The following is a 19,081-nucleotide window of genomic DNA, read 5'->3' on the forward strand; positions in this document are numbered from 1 at the left end:
ATTAATTTGATTGATCAGCAATCAACCAGGTTTGGTAATGGCATCAATGTATTGCTGCTATTTTTTCTGGGAGTCTTGCTAGCCGCTGCTGCTGAGCTCACTTATGGTGGCTGGATACAAATCCCCATTCTGAGTTTGATTTGGTGGCGGATGAGTCAGCAAGCAAGACCATCCATTAAAAATCAATTTACCTCTGGAATGGCCTTTGGTCTAGGCTACTTTGTTCTGGGCTTATGGTGGATCTACATTAGCCTGCATGATGTTGGTGGTATGCATGCAGCTCTTTCTGGGTTTGCCGTCCTGCTCTTATCTGCCTTTTTGGCTATCTATTTTTCAGTCGCCACCCTCATCCTCTGTTTACCTAAACGCAAGTACTTAACAGGCTTGGTACTAGCAGCATCTTGGGTGCTCATTGAATACTTACGTAGCGTAGTCTTAACTGGCTTTCCTTGGATGGGGCTTGCTGAAGCACAATTCAACGGCCCCTTCGCGCCTGTTGCGCCATTCTTGGGTGGCCTAGCCTGCACATTTTTAGTGGTATGGGTCTCTTGGGAGTTCAGTCAATTAAAGAAAAATATATTCTTTAGCAGTGCTTGCATTATTTCTACGATCGCACTTGCACAACTCGCGAGCTTCTGGACCTTCACAAACCCAATTGGCGAGCCGCTCAGTGTTCGTTTAATTCAAGGTAATTTTGAGCAAAGCCTCAAGTTCAACCCCAAATCCATTGAAGACCAGTTTAGTTTTTATACCAATGCCATCGAAAGCCAAGCAGCTGATCTCATCATTACTCCAGAGACTGCATATCCTTGGCCACAAAGTAACCTACCTGCAGGCTTATTAGGATCACTCCAACAGTTTTCTACCAATACCTCCAGCAATGTTTTGCTTGGCTTGATTGGAGAGACTGGTGGCTCTACTGGTGTGAAATACACCAACCGGGCTCTTGGACTTTCTCCAAACGCTCCAAGTTATCAATATGACAAATCCCACTTGGTACCCTTTGGTGAATTTATTCCGCCCGGCTTTCAATGGTTTGTGAATGCATTTCATGTTCCTATGAGCGACTTTGCACGTGGCACATTAGATCAGGCCCCCTTCAGCATTATTCGATCTGGCAAAGAATCAATTCATGCAGCCATCACGATTTGCTATGAGGACGTATTTGGCGGGGAGCTAGCGTCCCGAATTCATCACAGCAGTAAACCCGTTAACTTGTTGATCAATATGACTAATCTGGCCTGGTTTGGGGATTCTCAAGCGCCAGCACAGCAATTAAGGCTGTCCCAGTTACGCTCCCTGGAGACTGGCCTCCCAGCGCTGCGAGCTACAAATACTGGTATTACGGCAGCCCTTGGCCCAGACGGGAAAGTGCTATCTCAGCTTGGTGAATTTACCCAAGGCGTGCTCAGCCTGAAGATTCAAGCCTACTCAGGCAAAACCCCTTATGTCATTTGGGGAAATGCCCCCATTTTGAGCCTTTCTTGCCTCTTGCTCATCCTGGGCCTGATTCGCCATAAACGAAACTAATCGCGATTTCATAGTTCACCTGCTTAGCCATGTAAAATCAAAGGCTTAGCCAGGTAAATCATGCTTACTTTTCAGCAAATCATTCTCAAACTCCAAGATTACTGGGACCAACAAGGTTGCGCCCTATTGCAACCTATTGACCTTGAGGTCGGTGCCGGTACATCTCATACAGCCACTTTCTTGAGGGCCATTGGCCCTGAGCCATGGAAAGCGGCTTACGTCCAACCTTCACGTAGACCAAAAGATGGTCGCTACGGAGAAAATCCAAACCGTTTGCAGCACTACTACCAGTACCAGGTAGTGCTTAAACCTGCACCAGAAAATATTCTTGAGCTCTACTTGGGCTCCCTAGCTGCTTTAGGTCTTGATCTTCAAAAAAACGATGTCCGCTTTGTTGAGGACGATTGGGAGAACCCAACCCTCGGTGCCTGGGGCTTGGGCTGGGAAGTGTGGCTGAACGGCATGGAAGTCACTCAGTTCACCTATTTCCAGCAAGTGGGCGGCATTGATTGCAAACCTGTTTTAGGCGAAATCACCTACGGTATCGAGCGTTTGGCGATGTACATCCAAAATTGCTCCAACGTATATGACCTCGTTTGGGCCGATGGCATCTCTTATGGTGATGTGTATCACCAGAATGAAGTAGAGCAATCTTGCTACAACTTCGAACACTCCAATACCGACCTCTTGTTTGCAAACTTCACCAATTATGAGAGTGAGGCCAAACGCTTGATGGAGGTGCCATTAGCCTTACCCGCCTATGAAATGGTGCTCAAGGCTGGGCACACCTTTAACTTACTAGATGCGCGCGGTGCTATTTCAGTGACTGAGCGTGCCGCCTATATCGGACGCATCCGCAATCTATCTCGTGCAGTGGCGCAGGCTTACTTTGAGTCTCGTGAGAAGTTGGGTTTCCCGATGTGCCAACGTCAATCCAAAGCCTAATCAGCTCGATCTAATTATGAGTACACCGAATTCCCTTTCTCAATCAGACAATCTCCTGATTGAAGTGTTTACCGAAGAGCTTCCACCAAAATCCTTACGCCGCCTAGGTGATGCCTTTAGTGAGGGCATTTATTCCACACTGAAGTCCGCTGGCCTCTTGAGTGAAAATTCCGTTGCCACTGGCTACGCAACACCGCGTCGCCTTGCTGTTCAGATTACTCATGTCTTGAGTCAAGCGCCAGACTATCCAGTACGCGAAAAATTACTGCCGACCAGCATTGCTTTTGATGCAGCAGACAAACCTACTGCGCCACTTCAAAAGAAATTAGCCTCTTTGGGTTACGCTGATATTGATCTCTCCACCCTAGAAAAATCAGGCGAAGGAAAAAATGAGGCACTGTATCTCAATGTCGTTGCTAAAGGCGCAGCATTAGAGCAAACCGCCCAACAAGCACTTGAGCAAACACTCAGCAAATTGCCTATCGCCAAAATGATGCACTATCAAGTGCTACAGAAAAATGGTGAACTGGCAGACGTTGAGTTTGCTCGTCCTGCACATCGCATCATTGCCCTGCATGGCAAACAAGTCCTTAATATCAGCGCACTAGGAATAGATGCGGCCAATCAAACTGAAGGTCATCGCTTTTTAGCTCCAGGCCTTATTACGATCGCCTCCGCAGATCAGTATGAATCCGATCTCAGCACTAAAGCCAAAGTATTACCAAGCTTTGATAAGCGTCGTACATTTATCGAATCTGCATTATTAAAAGCTGCTGGTGCTGATTTAGTGTTGATGCCAGATAGCCTATTGGATGAAGTAACTGCTCTGGTTGAGTGGCCAGCAATTTATGAATGTCATTTTGATCAAGAGTTCTTGGGGGTTCCTCAAGAGTGCTTGATCCTGACAATGCAGACTAATCAAAAATACTTTGCATTGACTGATAAGCAAGGCAAGTTACGCAATCGCTTCCTCATTGTTTCCAATATCGAGACTGATAAGCCAGAAGCGATTATTTCTGGTAACGAACGTGTAGTGCGCCCGCGTCTATCCGATGCGCGCTTTTTCTTCCAGCAAGATCAAAAGCGCCCGTTAGCATCCCGAGTAGCTGATCTTGGAAAAGTGGTTTATCACAACCAGCTTGGCAATCAATTGGATCGCACTAAGCGTGTTCAAGGAATTGCAGTAGGTATTGCCAAAGCCTTATCAGCTGACGAGACGCTAGCTAGTCGCGCCGCTGAAATTGCTAAAACTGATTTACTAACCGATATGGTTGGCGAGTTCCCAGAGCTCCAAGGCATCATGGGTCGCTACTATGCAACGCATGATGGCGAAAATGCCGAAGTCGCGTCCGCTTGCAGCGAACACTACATGCCCCGCTTTGCTGGTGATGCATTGCCACAAACTCAAATCGGCACCATCCTCGCTATTGCGGACAAGCTAGAAACATTGGTCGGCATTTGGGGTGTTGGTCTTGCACCGACAGGTGACAAGGATCCATATGCCCTGCGTCGTCACGCTTTAGGTGTTTGCCGTCTCTTGCTAGAGAAGAACCTGAGCCTAAGTCTGCCCGACTTAATTGAGTTGGCTCGCAAACAATTTTCACAAAAAGACGTACAAGAAAAAGCTAAAGCAGAAGATATTTACGCTTTCATCATTGATCGTCTGCGTGCCTACTTACGCGACCAAGCAGTTGCAGGCAAGCCATTCACGACTGAAGAGATTGATGCTGTATTAAGTCAGTCACCTGCTCAACTCAATGATTTAATCGATCGCTTAGCTGCATTGCGTGAATTTAACGCCTTGGCGGAAGCTACTCAACTAGCTGCTGCCAATAAACGCATCAGTAATATCCTCAAAAAGAATGTAGGCGCTATTCCGGCGGCTTGCTCAAGCAAGCTCTTGCAGGTTCCCGCTGAAATCGCGCTCCATCAGGCGCTTGAGAAACTCACCCCAACACTGAGCGCCGCCTATGAGCAGCGTCAGTTCGTAGATCTATTGAAGGCACTCGTAGCTCTCAGCGCCCCAATTGATCAATTCTTTGCCGATGTGATGGTGATGGATCCAAATCCAGAGCTGCGTGATAACCGCTTGGCTCTCCTGCAACAACTTCACCAGAAAATGAATCTCATTGCCGATCTCGGCAAATTAGCATGAGCATCAGCTCTTCTAAACTCATCATTCTGGATCGCGATGGCGTGATCAATGAAGATCGAGATGATTATGTGAAGTCGAGTGATGAGTGGATTCCTTTGCCAGGCAGTCTTGAGGCAATTGCACTACTCAATCAAGCCGGCTACCAAATTGCTGTAGCGACGAATCAGTCTGGCTTGGCAAGGGGTTATTTCAATATCAATGATCTCCATGCGATGCATGGCAAGATGGATAAGCTACTCAAACCCTTGGGTGGTCATATCGATAGCATTTTCTTTTGTCCACATACCGATGCCAATGCATGCGATTGTCGCAAGCCTTTGCCGGGAATGATGAAAGAGATCGCACTTCGTTATAAAAAAAATCAGAGCGCTACACCCTTATTAGGGGTGCCGATTGTTGGTGATTCCTTACGTGACCTTCAAGCGGGCATTGCTTTGGGTGCTAGCCCGCATTTAGTCTTAACCGGCAAAGGCAATAAAACTTTGGCAAAGGGTGGCCTCCCTGAGGGGACACAAATTCATGCAGATTTGATGGCATTTGCGACCACACTCCTGCAAGATAAGGTTTAATAGAAATATGATTTTTATTCGCTCAGCCCTATTTACGATCTTCCTGCTGATATTCACGCCGATCTGGTCAGTGCTCTGCATTCTCGTTTTTCCTTTCTTAAATCCTGAGAATCGCTATCGCTTTATCGGACTCTGGAATAAGGTGGTGATCTGGATCTTGCAACCCCTCTGTGGTATCCATTACGAGATTCGGGGCATGGAAAACATGATGGCGGTTTTGGATAAACCGGTTGTTGTGTTGAGTAAACATCAATCTGCCTACGAAACCATTTTTTATATTGCCAAGCTTCCTAAGCAAGTCTGCTTCGTTTTTAAAAGAGAGTTGCTTTGGATTCCTTTCTTTGGCTGGGCTTTGGCTTTGCTCAAGATGATTCACATTAATCGCAATAGCAAAGAAACTGCTGCACTCTCCGTTGTTGGACAAGGAAAAAAACGTTTGAGTGAAGGTAAGTGGATTTTGTTATTTCCAGAAGGCACTAGAACACCTACTGGATCACATAAGCCCTATAGCAAGGGTGGTGCAAGGCTTGCCAGCGCTACTGAAGCCTTAGTAATCCCAATTGCCCACAACGCAGGTCGTTGCTGGCCTAAGAATAGCTTCCTAAAGCAGCCTGGAACAGTCATCTTCTCAATCGGCCCCGCCATTACTTCTGCTGGAAAAACTGGCGGGCAACTGCATCAAGAAGTGGAAAAGTGGATTGAAGCTGAAATGCGGGTGATTGATCCCGCCGCCTACAAGTAATACTGAGCGGTTAATGGGCTAAAGTTTTGGCCCACTCAATATAGCGCTCCACCGGAATATCCTGGGCACGCGCCTTTAACTCCGATTCGGATAAAGAGAGTCGATCTGCAAAGGCGGATAAGTTTGTACGCAGTATTTTTCTTCTTTGGGAAAACGCTGCGGCCACGACCTTTTCCAAGGCATGCCACTGCGCATCACTTAAGTTGAAATCCCGTCGCGGAATCATGCGCACGACCGCTGAATTGACTTTAGGTTGTGGGTCGAAAGCTTCGGGCGGGACTTCTAAAACTTGCTCCATATCGTAGCGAGCTTGCAGCATGACAGATAGTCGGCTGAATTCAGAACCGCCAGCCTTAGAGACCATACGCTCAACCACTTCGGCTTGGAGCATGAATACCTGCTCATCAATCGCATGGGCAGCAGAAACAAGATGAAAGAGTAATGGGGAGGAGATGTTGTAAGGCAAGTTACCAACTACCTTACACAAGCCACTATTAGCCGGTCGTGCGTTTGCCCATTCGAGGAAATCAAACTTGAGTGCATCACCCTCGATGACATTCAGACCCTGAAGATTCTCCTGATTCCAATAGGCAACTAAATCTCGATCAATTTCCAAAAGATCTAAGTGATCTAGATTATTTAATAAGGGTCTTGTGAGTGCACCAAGGCCGGGGCCGATCTCAATCACATGCATATTTTCACTCGGATTGATTGCGGCAATAATGGAATAAATTACTCCAGAATCCTGCAGAAAATTTTGGCCAAATCGTTTACGAGCGCGATGCGTCATGTTTTTAAATTCTTTACATTGATAGCCAATTGGTAGGCCAAGCGTAGTGCCTCCAACATGCTGCCTGAGTCAGCTAAACCTTTACCAGCAAGATCTAACGCTGTGCCGTGATCTACCGAAGTACGAATAATTGGCAAACCTAAAGTGACATTCACTCCACCACCAAAGCTCACAAACTTAAATGGCGCCAAACCTTGATCGTGATACATCGCAATGAATGCATCTAAGCTATCCAAGGCTTTGGCATCAAACATCGTGTCACCTGGATAAGGTCCACTCACCTGAATGCCTAGTTCTTTAGCAGCTTTGATAGCAGGTTCAATCACATCAATTTCTTCACGACCGAGATAGCCTGATTCACCTGCATGAGGATTAAGTCCCGCCACCCGAATCACTGGCTTAGAAATTCCAAATCTTGTCTTCAAATCCCGATCGACAATCTGAATCGTTTCCAAAATATGCTGTTGATTTAGCGCTTCAGGAACTTCTCTCAAGGGTAGATGGGTTGTAGCTAAGGCTACCCGAAGGTCACGACTTTGATGCAAGCCTAAAAATCCTTCTGGCAATGTTGTACATAACATCATGACAACATGCTCTTGATGACAAAGCTGAGCTAGATATTCAGTATGTCCTGTAAATAAGCCATCACTTGAAACATTGCCTTCGTTGATAACACTCTTTTGTATCGGAGCGGTCACCATCGCATCAAAACGACCTTCAAGACATCCCTTAACGGCGGCATCCAGGATATTCAGGACATACTGAGCGTTTTTCGGATTGAGCTGACCTGCTATTGCTGGTGTAGCTAAGGCGATTGATTCCACCTGCAATCGATTCGTTAACTCTTGAGGAATCTTAGTCGCTGAAATTAAGCTGGGGTCAGCAAGCAAAGTAATCGTGCTTGCAGGCTGCTCTTGCAAGAATGCTAAAGCAGCTACAATAGAAACCTCTGGACCAATCCCTGCAGGCTCTCCAGAGCTAATGACTAAATTAACGAGGGCTGGCTGCTGGATCATCTGCATTAATGATCTTCACCGTAGCGGTGTCGCGTAATTCACGTAACCAATCTTGATAAGCTTGTTCAAATTTACGCTCACGGATTGCCGCACGGGCAAATTGACGCTGCTTCTCCAGAGTTAATTGCGCTTCACGACGCTCGAGAACCTGAATCAAATGCCAACCAAACTCGGTTTTCACTGGGTTACTGACTTCACCAATTTGCAAGCGATTCATTGCTTGATCAAATTCTGGAACCAAATCACCAGGACCCATCCAACCCAGATTGCCACCGTTCGCAGCAGATCCATCTTCAGAATACTTTTTAGCCAGTTCGCCAAAATCAGCAGTCTTTGCGCGAACTTGATCGCGATAACCAGCCAATCGTCTTTCGGCATCTTGATCTGTTAAGCCTGCGCGACTACGCAACAAGATGTGACGAGACATAGTCTGTGTCACCATGATGTTTTGTGGAGTAGTCGCACTTTCTTGGGGAGCTGCTTGCTGTGGCTCAGGTGCACCAGCAACTAAGGCGCGTCGATCCAGAACCTTGAGTACGTGATAGCCAGCGGGGCTCTTTACCACTGCATTAGCAAGTTGCCCACCACCCGTATTTCTCACAGCTTCATAAAATAATTGTGGCAAGCGATCTGGGGTACGGTAACCCAAGTCTTGAAACTTAATTTTTGGATTGTCTTTTGCAGCCATTGCACCAAGCTGCAAAAAATCGACGTCACCACGTGCTTCACGCAATAAAGATTCCGCCTGCTCCTTTGCTGCAGCCTGAGCACCGGCACCTGCATTTGCATCTACTGGAATAAAAATTTGAGCTACGTCGATTTCCTCTGGCTCACCCTTAGCAGCTGGGGTAGAGCGCGTCGCCCTTCCCCCGCCAGCCGCCTCACGATTGCGATCAATAATGAAATTGTCCACCTCTGCATCAGAAATCTTAATCTTACCTTCTACCTCGCGCTCACGATAGCGACTAATAATCACATCATCACGCAACATTTGGCGATAGCGATCATAAGTACTCCCAGTAGCGGCAATTTTTACCTTCAACTCCGCAATGGTTAATTTATTCTTAGCCGCAATATCGCCAATAATCTTGTCGAGCTCTTTATTGCTTACCGTTACACCTTCTTGCTCGGCATTTTGCAACTGGATCTTTTCAACGATGAGACGCTCAAGCACTGTCTTGCGTAGAGTAGCTGGATCGGGAAGCTTGGCACCCTGCTTTTGAAGCGCTGCAATACGATCATCAATCTCCTTACGCGTGACATAACCTGTATTGACGACCGCTGCAACACCATCAATATTGCGAATTTTGCTATCAGCCGAAGTCTTGGAGCCATCTTGTGCAAATGCAAACTGAGACATAAAAGCAGTAGAGGCCAAAATCATGGCCGCAAGGGCTTGGTTAAATCGATTCCTATACATCATTGATAGTTCTCATATATTGAAGGTGGTATAGGCTTGGAAGTAGGCATATATCCAGGAACATTAAGTCTCATGATATCAACTGGATTGCTGCCAGCGCTACCAAAACCCCTAAATTCTATTTGGAATAAAACCTGGGTGGTGGTTATTTGCGAGGTATTGAGCATTTGAGAGTAGGCGCCACGTAAAGTCCAGCAATCCTTCATCCATTCAAGGGCTACTAAGGTATTCAGGGTCCTTGTTGATAGAGCGTCGTAACCCCAACGGCCTAAGACTGAAACCTCTCGCGTAAGAGGCCACTGGCCGGAGATGTTATATTGGTCAGTGGTAGTGACTGCGGTTGAAACGGGGGTTAACTGATTAGTTGATCCAAAAACGTTTCGATAACCAAAATTTAAGCTACGCCCGGGTGTTGGACGCCAACTCCCGCCAACAGTTGTTTGCATTAAGCGGTTTAATTGCGTGTTGTACTGACCGAACACATCAGCAGAAAAGTTTCCAAGCAGGCGAATCGATCCAGCCCCTAGAGTGTCTGAATACGTTGTTGGATTTGTATTAGTAGCTCCAAGCGTCACTTTCTGCCCAGTAAAGTCCTGCCTTTGCGCCAGCGTTACTGTCGCACGTTCTGCACCAGTATTTGCCTCAATCATACGGCTGGTCATGCCCATAGTCAGTTTATTGTTGTCCGCAATGCGGTCATTACCTACAAAGTCATTTTCAGCAAAGATTTGACTTATTCCGAAACCCGCATATGCCGTATCAAAAACTGGTGTGTAGGTTTGATTCTGATAGGGCGTGTAAACATAAAAAGCCCTTGGTTCCATCGTGAGCAACATATCACGCCCAAAGAAACCTTTTAACTCGGTAGCATCTCTTTCGAATGCTAAACCTGAGTCAAGACTGAAGGTGGGGATCGTAAAACCTTGGGCATTAGGGGCTCCAGGTGTATAGGCAGTTGCTACATAAGTATTCGACTGAAAACTCACCTTGGGAGTAATGTAGTACCCAGGGGTGATTTGAGGTAAGGCCATAGCACCCTTAATAACCGTTCTATCTGCCTGGCTATACAAGAACGTACCGTATGGAGCGCCTGCAGGTGCTGCCAAAGGGTTTCCGTTTACGTTGTAAGCAAACCTGGTGAAATCCGTTGAGAATGTAGTGACCGGACCAGAAGGCAGCGCCAAATACTTACCGCTAGCATCTGCAACTGTTGGCGTTAAACGATTGCTATAACTCGCGTTAATGTTTGGGAGAATGTTATATGGTGACTGAACAGTCACCGTTGGGTCAGGTTGCAAAGTCTGGAAGGTGGCTGCCTTTGCTGACACGTTCCAATTACTTAAGCTACCCGTCAAGTTTTTAGTAGTGCCCACTTCTTGACGGAACTGACTAGTTACAGCCCCCGCAATACTTTGCGAAAAGTCGGTTGGATAAAGGTTATCCGAAACCCTCGCCATATTGGCATATCCAGTCCAGGCGCCAGCAATGGGGATGCCACCCATTCCCAATAAGTCACCACTAAAGTTTTGCCTCTGCTGCCAGTCATAACGCCAACGATCGGTTCCAGTCTTTCGGTCGTAAGGAAGATAGTCCCCCATTAGATTGCCAGAGTACTGCTTGTCCAAGAACTGGTACCTAGCGCCCAACTGCACACCACGTTGACCCATGACTCGGGGCAGTAACAGCAAATCACGATTTGGCGCAATATTGACATAGTAAGGCTGGGTCACATCAATACCATTATTGGAGTTATAACCAGCTACTGGTGCCAAGATTCCGGAACGCCGTTGATTTGATGTTGGCGCAGTGAAGTAAGGCACATAAGCGATTGGCACATCATAGAACCGCATGACCCCATGCGTACCAACCATTTCTTTTTGCTCGTTATCAATCTCCAAAGTACTCGCCGTGAAATACCAATCTAAATTTTCTGGAGTACAGGTTGTGTAGGTGGCTTTATCAAACACAAATACATCAGCAGTTTCAATCGTTAATTTTTTTGCATTACCACTAGCACGGTTATCACGCAGCTCGTAGTTGGGGCTTTCCATTTCTCCTTCACGCGCATCTACTTTAAAACGCGCTTTTGGCCCTCTGAAAGATGCGTTGCCTTTTGAAAATTCAGTATTGCCTAATAAGTTGGCTACATCAGAATCAGGGTCGTATTTAATTTCATCCGCTTTCATCACTGCGCCATTACGACGAATTTGTGCGCGTCCCTTTAAGCGCATTTCACGATCAACGATTCCATCAATCGAATCGCTAGAAGTAAACGTTAAAGCCTGCCCATCATTAATCGGTTTTCCAACCCGCAGTTGATCGTCTAACTTGAGGACAGTAACATCACCCCGATCAGGTATTAAAACGGAGTTGGCAGATCTGCCTAAAGACTGTGCAGAAGGAGGTAAAGGTGCGGGTGCCTGGGCCATAGTTGAGAGGGCAAATTGCGACAATGCAACCCCCATGATTACGCGCAGGGTGACAGCTAAAAAAAGAGGGGCGCAAAGGCCGGCGCGACGGCGATAATGACTCATAGATCCAGACCCGCCTTATTATACGAATCGACCATGACTGACTCTCGCTTAGACTCCCTCCGTAGCTGGCTAAAAGGCCTTGAACCTAGCTGGCAATTAGATCTCCCCACTTTGGCCCCCGCCTCGGCAGATGCCAGCTTTCGACGGTATTTCCGGATTGGGTCCAAAAAGCCAGATTTTCCGACTTTAATCGTGATGGATGCCCCACCCCAACATGAGCCCTTAGATGCCTTCATTAAGGTCGATTTATTGCTTGAAAGTGCAGGTTTAAATGTCCCAAAAATTCTAGAAAAAAATTTGGGTGAGGGCTTTCTTTTGCTCAACGATCTTGGCACCAAAACCTACCTCGCAGAACTCAATTCTGAGAGTGCCGATCATCTCTACAAAGATGCGACCCATGCTTTGGTACAAATGCAGTTGGCAAGCAAACCTGATGTCCTGCCAAATTATGATGAGGCACTCTTAAAACGTGAGCTGGATTTATTTCCTGAGTGGTATCTCAAGAAGCACTTGCAAATCGAATTAACTGAACTTCAGCATTTTCAAGTCAAGCAAGCATTTGAACTCATCATTCAAAATAATCTTGCACAAGCAAAAGTCTATGTTCATCGCGACTATCACTCACGCAATCTGATGGTGACGGAAAAAAATAATCCAGGCGTGATCGATTTTCAAGATGCAGTTTATGGTCCCATTACTTACGATGCCGCCTCGCTCTGGCGTGATGCTTATATTGCATGGCCTGAAGAACGGGTGATTGATTGGGTGATTAAATTTTGGGAAGCCGGACGCAAAGCAGGATTGCCAATGCCAGATGATTTTGGTCAGTTCTATCGTGACTTTGAGTGGATGGGCTTACAGCGACATCTCAAAGTTTTAGGTATTTTTGCAAGGCTGTTTCATCGCGATGGTAAAGATGGCTATCTCAAAGATATTCCATTGGTGCTCGAGTATGCGATTGCTACTGCAAATCGTTATATCGAATTAAAGCCTTTGGCACGCATTTTGGAATTGACGCGTCCTACCAAGGAATAACAGCAAACCATCATGAATCATCACAACCTCATTCCATGTTTTTTACTGGCTGCCGGTCGTGGCGAGCGTATGCGTCCGCTAACGGATGAATTACCTAAACCGCTGCTCACCATCAAAAATAAGTCCTTGCTTGCCTGGCATTTGGAAGCTTTAAGTGCAGCAGGCCTAAAAGAGGTTGTCATCAATCATGCTTGGCTTGGCAAAAAGATTGAGGAAGCTCTAGGAAATGGCAGTCAATTTGATCTAAATATCACCTACTCCCCAGAAATTAGCGCCCTCGAAACTGCTGGGGGCATTCGCAAAGCACTCCCTTTGCTGAACCCCAGCGATTATTTCTTGGTGATTAATGGGGATGTTTTTAGCCCAAAGCTGCCAATTCAGGGACTTTTGGATCAAGTTTCTGCCTTACGCAGCATGCCAAATCAGCCTTTGGCCCATCTGTTGATGGTTCCAAACCCAATTCAACATCCTGAGGGGGACTTTTATCTGAAAGACTCCAAAGTGACTAATGAACCACTAGATGGAGCTGAAAAACTCACCTTTTCCGGCATTGGGCTTTATCACCGAGATCTCTTCAAAGAGTTAGAGTTAAATGTACCTACCAAATTAGCCCCACTCCTCAGGGAGGCTATGGCCAAAAATCGAGTGTCCGGTGAAAAATATGCCGGTCCGTGGCACGATGTAGGTACACCTCAACGATTACAAGATCTCAATGCAGCGCATGAATAAGTCTAATATTTACCAACAACGCCGAGTTGAACTCGCAAAGCTGATCTGTGCAAAAACTGGTGGGGGCATTGCCATCATTACTACGGCACCTGAGACTGCCCGCAATCGAGATAGCGAATTTCCTTATCGTCACGACAGTGATTTTTTCTACCTCACTGGTTTTGAAGAGCCGGGTGCAACGCTCGTATTAAAGATTGCTGGATCAACATCACAACCAAAGCTGGAATCACATCTTTTTTGCAGACCTAAAGATGCGGAGCGTGAAATTTGGGATGGCATTCGTTTGGGACCAGAAGCTGCGCCATCGATCTTGGGTGTGGAATACGCCCATAGCAATCATGAGCTCGATAAAAAACTGGGTGAGTTATTAGCAGATCAAGATGCCGTCTATATTCGCCTCTCAGAAAGCGCTGAAACAGATCGTCGCTTACGTCATTGGATGAAACAAGTACGGGCCCAAGCACGTGCTGGTGTGAACCCACCATCTGAGTTTCATGATGTAGAGAGTTTAATTCATGAAATGCGTCTCTTTAAAGATGCTCATGAAATCGATGTCATGCGTCGCGCTGCCCAAATTTCTGCACGCGCCCATATTCGTGCCATGCAAACCTGCAAACCCGGTATGCGTGAATACCATCTCGAAGCAGAACTGCTTCATCAGTTCCGCTATAGCGGTGCGCAAAGCGTTGCGTATAACAGCATCGTTGCTGGTGGTGCCAACTCTTGCATCCTACATTACCGCGCTGGCGATACTGAACTGCGCAGCGGTGAACTCTGCTTGATTGATGCGGGCTGCGAACTAGATGGCTATGCTTCCGACATTACCCGCACATTCCCAGTGAACGGTAAGTTCACTGGGCCGCAACGCGCTCTGTATGACATCACACTAGCTTCACAAGAAGCTGCCATTGCAGCAACAAAGCCAGGCAATACATTTATGCAGCCACATGAGGCAGCATTAAAGGTGCTCACTCAAGGCCTGCTTGATGAGAAGCTTCTCAAGCTTGCAGAAGTAGGTTCTTTAGATAATGCAATTGAGACTGGCGCCTATCGTCGCTTCTATATGCACCGCACCTCGCACTGGTTGGGCATGGATGTGCACGATGTTGGTTCGTATCGCGAGCCACTTGGCACATCTACAGATTCCACTGAAAAACCATGGCGCCACCTTAAGTCTGGCATGGTCCTCACCATTGAGCCAGGTTTATATATTCGTCCAGCAGATGATGTAGATGAGCGCTTCTGGAATATTGGCATCCGCATTGAGGATGATGCGGTAGTGAATGATTCTGGATGTGAATTAATTTCTCGCGGCGTACCAGTCAAGGCCGATGAGATTGAAGCGCTAATGAAGAATCATTAAGTTACTAAGCATGTCAGCAAAGAACTTCGATATTTTGATTCAAGGTGGCGGGCCAGTTGGCTTAGCCTGTGCAGCATGGTGCTTGCAAAAATTTCCAGAAGCTAAGATTGTCTTGCTCGATCGCAACCCTATTGATGATGCTGATTTAGCTGCTGCCGATAGCAGAGGAATAGCCTTATCGCACGGCAGCAAATTATTGCTAGACACCATTGATGCGTGGCCTACGGAGTGCGCAGATATTCATCGAGTGCACGTATCACAAGCAGGTCGCTTTGGTCGTGCCCTGATGACTCGCGAAGAACTTGGAGAGGATGCATTAGGTCACATCATTCGCTATCGCGATATTCATCTCACACTGCGTCAGGCTTTAAGAGTCATTCAAACAAAGAGTCCCAATTTTGTTTGGGAGCACATCAATACCAACAAAGGTGCCGATACCGATACTTCACATATTCAAGCCAAATGCGTAGTGCATGCTGAAGGTGGTTTATTTAAAACCCAGGATTGGGTGGAATCCGGTAGAGACTACGAGCAATCCGCCTTAGTTGGCTTAGTCGAGGTTGAGAATGCATCGCCCCATCAAGCATGGGAGCGATTTACTTCTGAAGGACCTTTGGCAGTTTTGCCAAGTCACTATGGCCCCAACATTCTCAATTTGGTTTGGTGTGGAACGCCAAGCTCTTCGCAAGCGCGTCTTGCTTTAAGTGATACTGATTTCCTGAAAAGCCTGCAAGCCGAGTTTGGTTCACGTATTGGTCAGTTCCTCAAAATCCATGATCGCCGCCTTTATGAGTTGGGACTTAATTACCGCAAAGAAATTAGTCAGGGTAATGAAGTTTGGATTGGCAATGCCGCCCAGACTTTGCATCCTGTTGCAGGACAGGGTCTAAACCTTGGATTGAGGGACGCCTACCTCTTGGCCGAAAAACTCAGCATCCTGTTCTCTAAGCCTGAAGATCAAAAAACTGCACCAGCGATTGAGGCAACATTGCAGGACTATGCCCAAAGCCGTAAGGCGGATCGGTCAGCAACCATAGGCTTAACTGACTTCATGGCTCGAATCTTCACCTCCAAGCTATTCCCTATTGTGATCGGTCGTGGATTGGCTTTATCGACCCTCCAATGGCTCCCACCAATCAAGACAGCCTTAGCTCGCCAGATGATGTTTGGTAGGCGCTAAGAGGCTGAAACAGCCCTCAAAATTCAAGCATTCCTCATTTGATCTAAATCACAGAATCTGCCTATTTTTTAGGCAGATTGAGGCTGACTTGTGCTAAAGTGACACCCTTTCCCCAGCACTAGAAGCCCTCCAGAACGCATCCAAAACCCATGAAGATTGGCCCGCACCTTCTCGCAAATAGATTATTTGTTGCCCCAATGGCAGGGGTAACGGATCGCCCTTTTCGCCAGCTTTGCAAAAAGCTTGGTGCCGGCTATGCCGTGTCTGAAATGATTGCCTCTAACGCATTGCTGTGGAAGAGTGAAAAAACCCAGCGTCGCGCTAATCACCAAGGTGAATTTAAGCCGATTGCAGTCCAGATTGCTGGAGCTGATCCCAAGATGATGGCTGCAGCTGCCAAGCTTAATGTCGATCATGGCGCCCAGATTATCGATATCAATATGGGTTGTCCAGCCAAAAAAGTGTGCAATGTTGCAGCCGGTTCTGCGCTATTGAGAGACGAACCTCTAGTGCAGCAAATCTTGGAAGCTGTAGTTCAGGCTGTAGGCATAGGATCTGACGCAGTACCAGTGACCTTAAAGATTAGGACAGGTTGGGACCGCGAACATAAAAATGCAATTGATATTGCACGTCTTGCTGAGAAATCTGGCATCTCCATGTTGACCGTTCATGGTCGCACGAGAGCTGACCTGTATCACGGCGAAGCTGAGTACGAAACCATTGCCGCCGTGAAGAATAGTGTTGCCATTCCGGTGGTTGCTAATGGTGATATCACTACCCCAGAAAAAGCCCAATTTGTTTTAAAAGAAACTGGTGCTGATGCCATCATGATTGGCCGTGCCGCTCAAGGGCGTCCCTGGATTTTTCGTGAGATTCATCACTACCTGGAAACTGGCGGCAAGTTACCTACACCGCAGATCAATGAGATTCAAGAGATCATGAATGCCCATCTGATTGATCACTACGAGTTCTATGGCGAATATGTCGGCTTGCGTACAGCGCGCAAGCATATTGGTTGGTACTGCAAGGGATTGCGTGACTCCCATGCCTTCCGCCAAAGAATGAATACCGCCGATGATTGCAAAACCCAATTACAGATGGTGAATGATTTTTTCAATGAAATGAAATCCCATTCTGATCGTTTGTTGTTTTTAGAAGCAGCCTAAATTTAGTTTTTAGTTATTTAATTTATCCATGACCACTAAGCACCCCATCACTGAATGTATTGAGACCCAACTCCAAGGCTATTTGGATGATCTCAAAGGAACGCCCCCATCTGACTTGTACCAAATGGTTCTCGCAGTAGTTGAAAAGCCGATGCTCGAACTAGTGATGCAGCACGCAAAGCAGAATCAATCCTTGGCTGCCCAATACCTTGGTATCAACCGCAACACACTGCATAAGAAGTTAGTTGAACACCAACTCCTGAAATAAGCCCAACCCTATTTGCAAATTCTTGATTAATTAAACCTTCTGAAAAATATGATCCGCACAGCCCTACTCTCTGTTTCCGATAAAAATGGCATTGTGCCGTTCGCTAAAGCCCTTCATGAGCAAGGTGTCAAGCTGATCTCTACAGGTGGCACAGCAAAACTCTTAGCTGAAAATAATTTGCCTGTAGTGGAGGTATCTTCACTCACTAAGTTTCCAGAGATGTTGGATGGCCGCGTGAAGACATTGCATCCCATGGTTCATGGTGGCTTATTGGCTCGCCGGGACTTCCCTGAGCATATGGCCGCTTTAAAAGAGCATGGCATCGATACGATCGACATGCTCGTGATTAACCTCTATCCATTTAATGAGACGGTTGCTAAAGCGGATTGCTCATTTGAAGATGCGGTTGAGAATATCGATATTGGTGGACCGGCAATGTTGCGTGCTGCCGCTAAGAACCATCAAGATGTGACCGTACTCATTTCTCCAGAAGATTACGCACCCGTACTTGAAGAAATGAAAGCCAATAAGAACGTGGTTTCTTATAAGACCAATTTGGGTCTAGCTAAAAAAGTATTTGCCCACACAGCGCAATACGATGGCGCAATTGCAAATTATCTATCTGCATTAGGTGATGACCTCGATCACAAGAAGCGTTCTGCTTATCCAGAAACCTTGCATCTTGCCTTTGAAAAGGTACAAGAGATGCGCTATGGTGAAAATCCACACCAATCAGCTGCCTTCTACAAAGATATCTACCCAGTTGATGGCGCACTTGCCAATTACAAACAATTACAAGGTAAAGAACTTTCTTATAACAACATTGCCGATGCTGACTCCGCCTGGGAATGCGTCAAGAGCTTTACTGGCAATGCTGGCGGTGCTGCAGCGTGCGTCATCATCAAACACGCAAATCCTTGCGGCGTAGCTGTTGCTGCTAATGGTCTAGAGGCTTATCAAAAGGCATTCAAAACAGATCCGAGCTCAGCATTTGGCGGAATTATTGCCCTCAATGTGCCATGTGATGGCGCTGTTGCTGAAGCGATTTCCAAGCAGTTTGTAGAAGTATTGATTGCACCTAGTTTTAGCGATGAAGCAAAGGCTATCTTTGCTGCCAAACAAAATGTACGTCTCTTAGAAATTCCTCTAGGTACTGCATTTAATACTTTTGACTTTAAACGTGTTGGCGGTGGTTTATTAGTTCAATCTCCTGATGCGAAGAACGTCCTTGAGAACGAAATGCGTGTTGTCAGCAAGCGCCTCCCAACCCCAAGCGAAATGCACGACATGATGTTTGCATGGCGTGTTGCCAAGTTCGTCAAATCCAATGCGATTGTGTATTGCGCTAATGGCATGACCCTAGGCATTGGCGCTGGCCAAATGAGCCGCGTAGACTCTGCACGTATGGCAAGCATTAAAGCTGAAAACGCAGGCTTAAGCCTCAAAGGTTCTGCGGTAGCAAGCGATGCCTTCTTCCCATTCCGTGATGGTTTGGATGTCGTTGTGAATGGTGGTGCAAGCTGCGCAATCCAGCCGGGCGGCAGCATGCGTGATGATGAAATCATTGCGGCTGCTAATGAGCATGGCATCGCCATGATCTTCACTGGCACGCGTCACTTCCGTCATTAAACAAGGCAAA

16 protein-coding genes are annotated in these 19,081 nt (G+C 46.7%); 12 read left to right on the forward strand and 4 right to left on the reverse strand.

Features of this window, described 5'->3' with window-relative positions:
- Positions 1 to 6: 6 nt before the first annotated feature.
- The 5 genes from lnt to A2X74_RS02595 are packed head-to-tail and all read left to right on the forward strand — an operon-like array spanning position 7 to position 5,941.
- Positions 7 to 1,530, forward strand: coding sequence for an apolipoprotein N-acyltransferase (gene lnt / locus A2X74_RS02575; protein WP_293628356.1), 1,524 nt, complete (start codon positions 7 to 9; stop codon positions 1,528 to 1,530).
- A gap of 60 nt (positions 1,531 to 1,590) precedes the next feature.
- On the forward strand, positions 1,591 to 2,475 hold the full coding sequence (glyQ, locus tag A2X74_RS02580; protein ID WP_015422011.1) for a glycine--tRNA ligase subunit alpha: 885 nt from the start codon (positions 1,591 to 1,593) through the stop codon (positions 2,473 to 2,475).
- A 16-nt stretch (positions 2,476 to 2,491) separates the two neighbouring features.
- Complete coding sequence (glyS, locus tag A2X74_RS02585; protein WP_293628354.1) at positions 2,492 to 4,630, forward strand: glycine--tRNA ligase subunit beta; 2,139 nt, start codon at positions 2,492 to 2,494, stop codon at positions 4,628 to 4,630.
- The gene (gene gmhB / locus A2X74_RS02590; protein WP_293628352.1) at positions 4,627 to 5,199 is read left to right on the forward strand and encodes a D-glycero-beta-D-manno-heptose 1,7-bisphosphate 7-phosphatase; all 573 of its coding nucleotides are present in this window, start codon (positions 4,627 to 4,629) and stop codon (positions 5,197 to 5,199) included. Before glyS ends, gmhB begins: the two co-directional genes overlap by 4 nt.
- A gap of 7 nt (positions 5,200 to 5,206) precedes the next feature.
- Positions 5,207 to 5,941 (forward strand): lysophospholipid acyltransferase family protein, encoded by a 735-nt coding sequence (locus A2X74_RS02595; RefSeq protein WP_293628350.1) that lies wholly within the window; start codon positions 5,207 to 5,209, stop codon positions 5,939 to 5,941.
- A 10-nt stretch (positions 5,942 to 5,951) separates the two neighbouring features.
- On the opposite strand, the gene rsmA is transcribed toward A2X74_RS02595, so the two are convergent.
- From rsmA to lptD, 4 genes are read right to left on the reverse strand one after another with little or no spacing between them, the layout of a single operon-like run.
- Positions 5,952 to 6,731, reverse strand: a complete 780-nt coding sequence (gene rsmA, locus A2X74_RS02600; protein WP_293628348.1) for a 16S rRNA (adenine(1518)-N(6)/adenine(1519)-N(6))-dimethyltransferase RsmA — start codon at positions 6,729 to 6,731, stop codon at positions 5,952 to 5,954.
- Positions 6,728 to 7,747: a 4-hydroxythreonine-4-phosphate dehydrogenase PdxA gene (gene pdxA / locus A2X74_RS02605; RefSeq protein WP_293628582.1), complete on the reverse strand. Its 1,020-nt coding sequence runs from the start codon at positions 7,745 to 7,747 to the stop codon at positions 6,728 to 6,730. Before pdxA ends, rsmA begins: the two co-directional genes overlap by 4 nt.
- Complete coding sequence (locus A2X74_RS02610) at positions 7,722 to 9,170, reverse strand: peptidylprolyl isomerase (RefSeq protein WP_293628346.1); 1,449 nt, start codon at positions 9,168 to 9,170, stop codon at positions 7,722 to 7,724. Before A2X74_RS02610 ends, pdxA begins: the two co-directional genes overlap by 26 nt.
- Positions 9,167 to 11,701, reverse strand: coding sequence for an LPS assembly protein LptD (gene lptD / locus A2X74_RS02615; protein WP_293628344.1), 2,535 nt, complete (start codon positions 11,699 to 11,701; stop codon positions 9,167 to 9,169). Before lptD ends, A2X74_RS02610 begins: the two co-directional genes overlap by 4 nt.
- Before the next feature lie 33 nt (positions 11,702 to 11,734).
- Between lptD and A2X74_RS02620 the strand changes: the two genes are divergently transcribed.
- From A2X74_RS02620 to purH, 7 genes are all read left to right on the forward strand, one after another.
- Positions 11,735 to 12,736 carry a phosphotransferase gene (locus tag A2X74_RS02620; RefSeq protein ID WP_293628342.1) on the forward strand — a complete coding sequence of 334 codons (1,002 nt, stop codon included), beginning with the start codon at positions 11,735 to 11,737 and terminating at the stop codon, positions 12,734 to 12,736.
- Between the two features lie 12 nt (positions 12,737 to 12,748).
- Positions 12,749 to 13,465: an N-acetylmuramate alpha-1-phosphate uridylyltransferase MurU gene (gene murU, locus A2X74_RS02625; RefSeq protein WP_293628340.1), complete on the forward strand. Its 717-nt coding sequence runs from the start codon at positions 12,749 to 12,751 to the stop codon at positions 13,463 to 13,465.
- Positions 13,449 to 14,828 carry an aminopeptidase P N-terminal domain-containing protein gene (locus A2X74_RS02630; protein ID WP_299764298.1) on the forward strand — a complete coding sequence of 460 codons (1,380 nt, stop codon included), beginning with the start codon at positions 13,449 to 13,451 and terminating at the stop codon, positions 14,826 to 14,828. Before murU ends, A2X74_RS02630 begins: the two co-directional genes overlap by 17 nt.
- A 10-nt stretch (positions 14,829 to 14,838) precedes the next feature.
- Positions 14,839 to 16,008: an FAD-dependent monooxygenase gene (locus A2X74_RS02635; protein ID WP_293628336.1), complete on the forward strand. Its 1,170-nt coding sequence runs from the start codon at positions 14,839 to 14,841 to the stop codon at positions 16,006 to 16,008.
- A 149-nt stretch (positions 16,009 to 16,157) separates the two neighbouring features.
- A complete protein-coding gene (gene dusB / locus A2X74_RS02640) occupies positions 16,158 to 17,174 on the forward strand; it encodes a tRNA dihydrouridine synthase DusB (RefSeq protein ID WP_293628334.1) in 1,017 nt (338 codons plus the stop codon).
- A gap of 28 nt (positions 17,175 to 17,202) precedes the next feature.
- The gene (locus A2X74_RS02645; RefSeq protein ID WP_293628332.1) at positions 17,203 to 17,442 is read left to right on the forward strand and encodes a helix-turn-helix domain-containing protein; all 240 of its coding nucleotides are present in this window, start codon (positions 17,203 to 17,205) and stop codon (positions 17,440 to 17,442) included.
- 48 nt (positions 17,443 to 17,490) lie between these two features.
- The gene (gene purH / locus A2X74_RS02650; RefSeq protein WP_293628330.1) at positions 17,491 to 19,071 is read left to right on the forward strand and encodes a bifunctional phosphoribosylaminoimidazolecarboxamide formyltransferase/IMP cyclohydrolase; all 1,581 of its coding nucleotides are present in this window, start codon (positions 17,491 to 17,493) and stop codon (positions 19,069 to 19,071) included.
- Positions 19,072 to 19,081 lie beyond the last annotated feature (10 nt).

The organism is Polynucleobacter sp. GWA2_45_21, from assembly GCF_001830325.1.
In the GTDB taxonomy this organism is placed as follows: Bacteria; Pseudomonadota; Gammaproteobacteria; order Burkholderiales; family Burkholderiaceae; genus Polynucleobacter.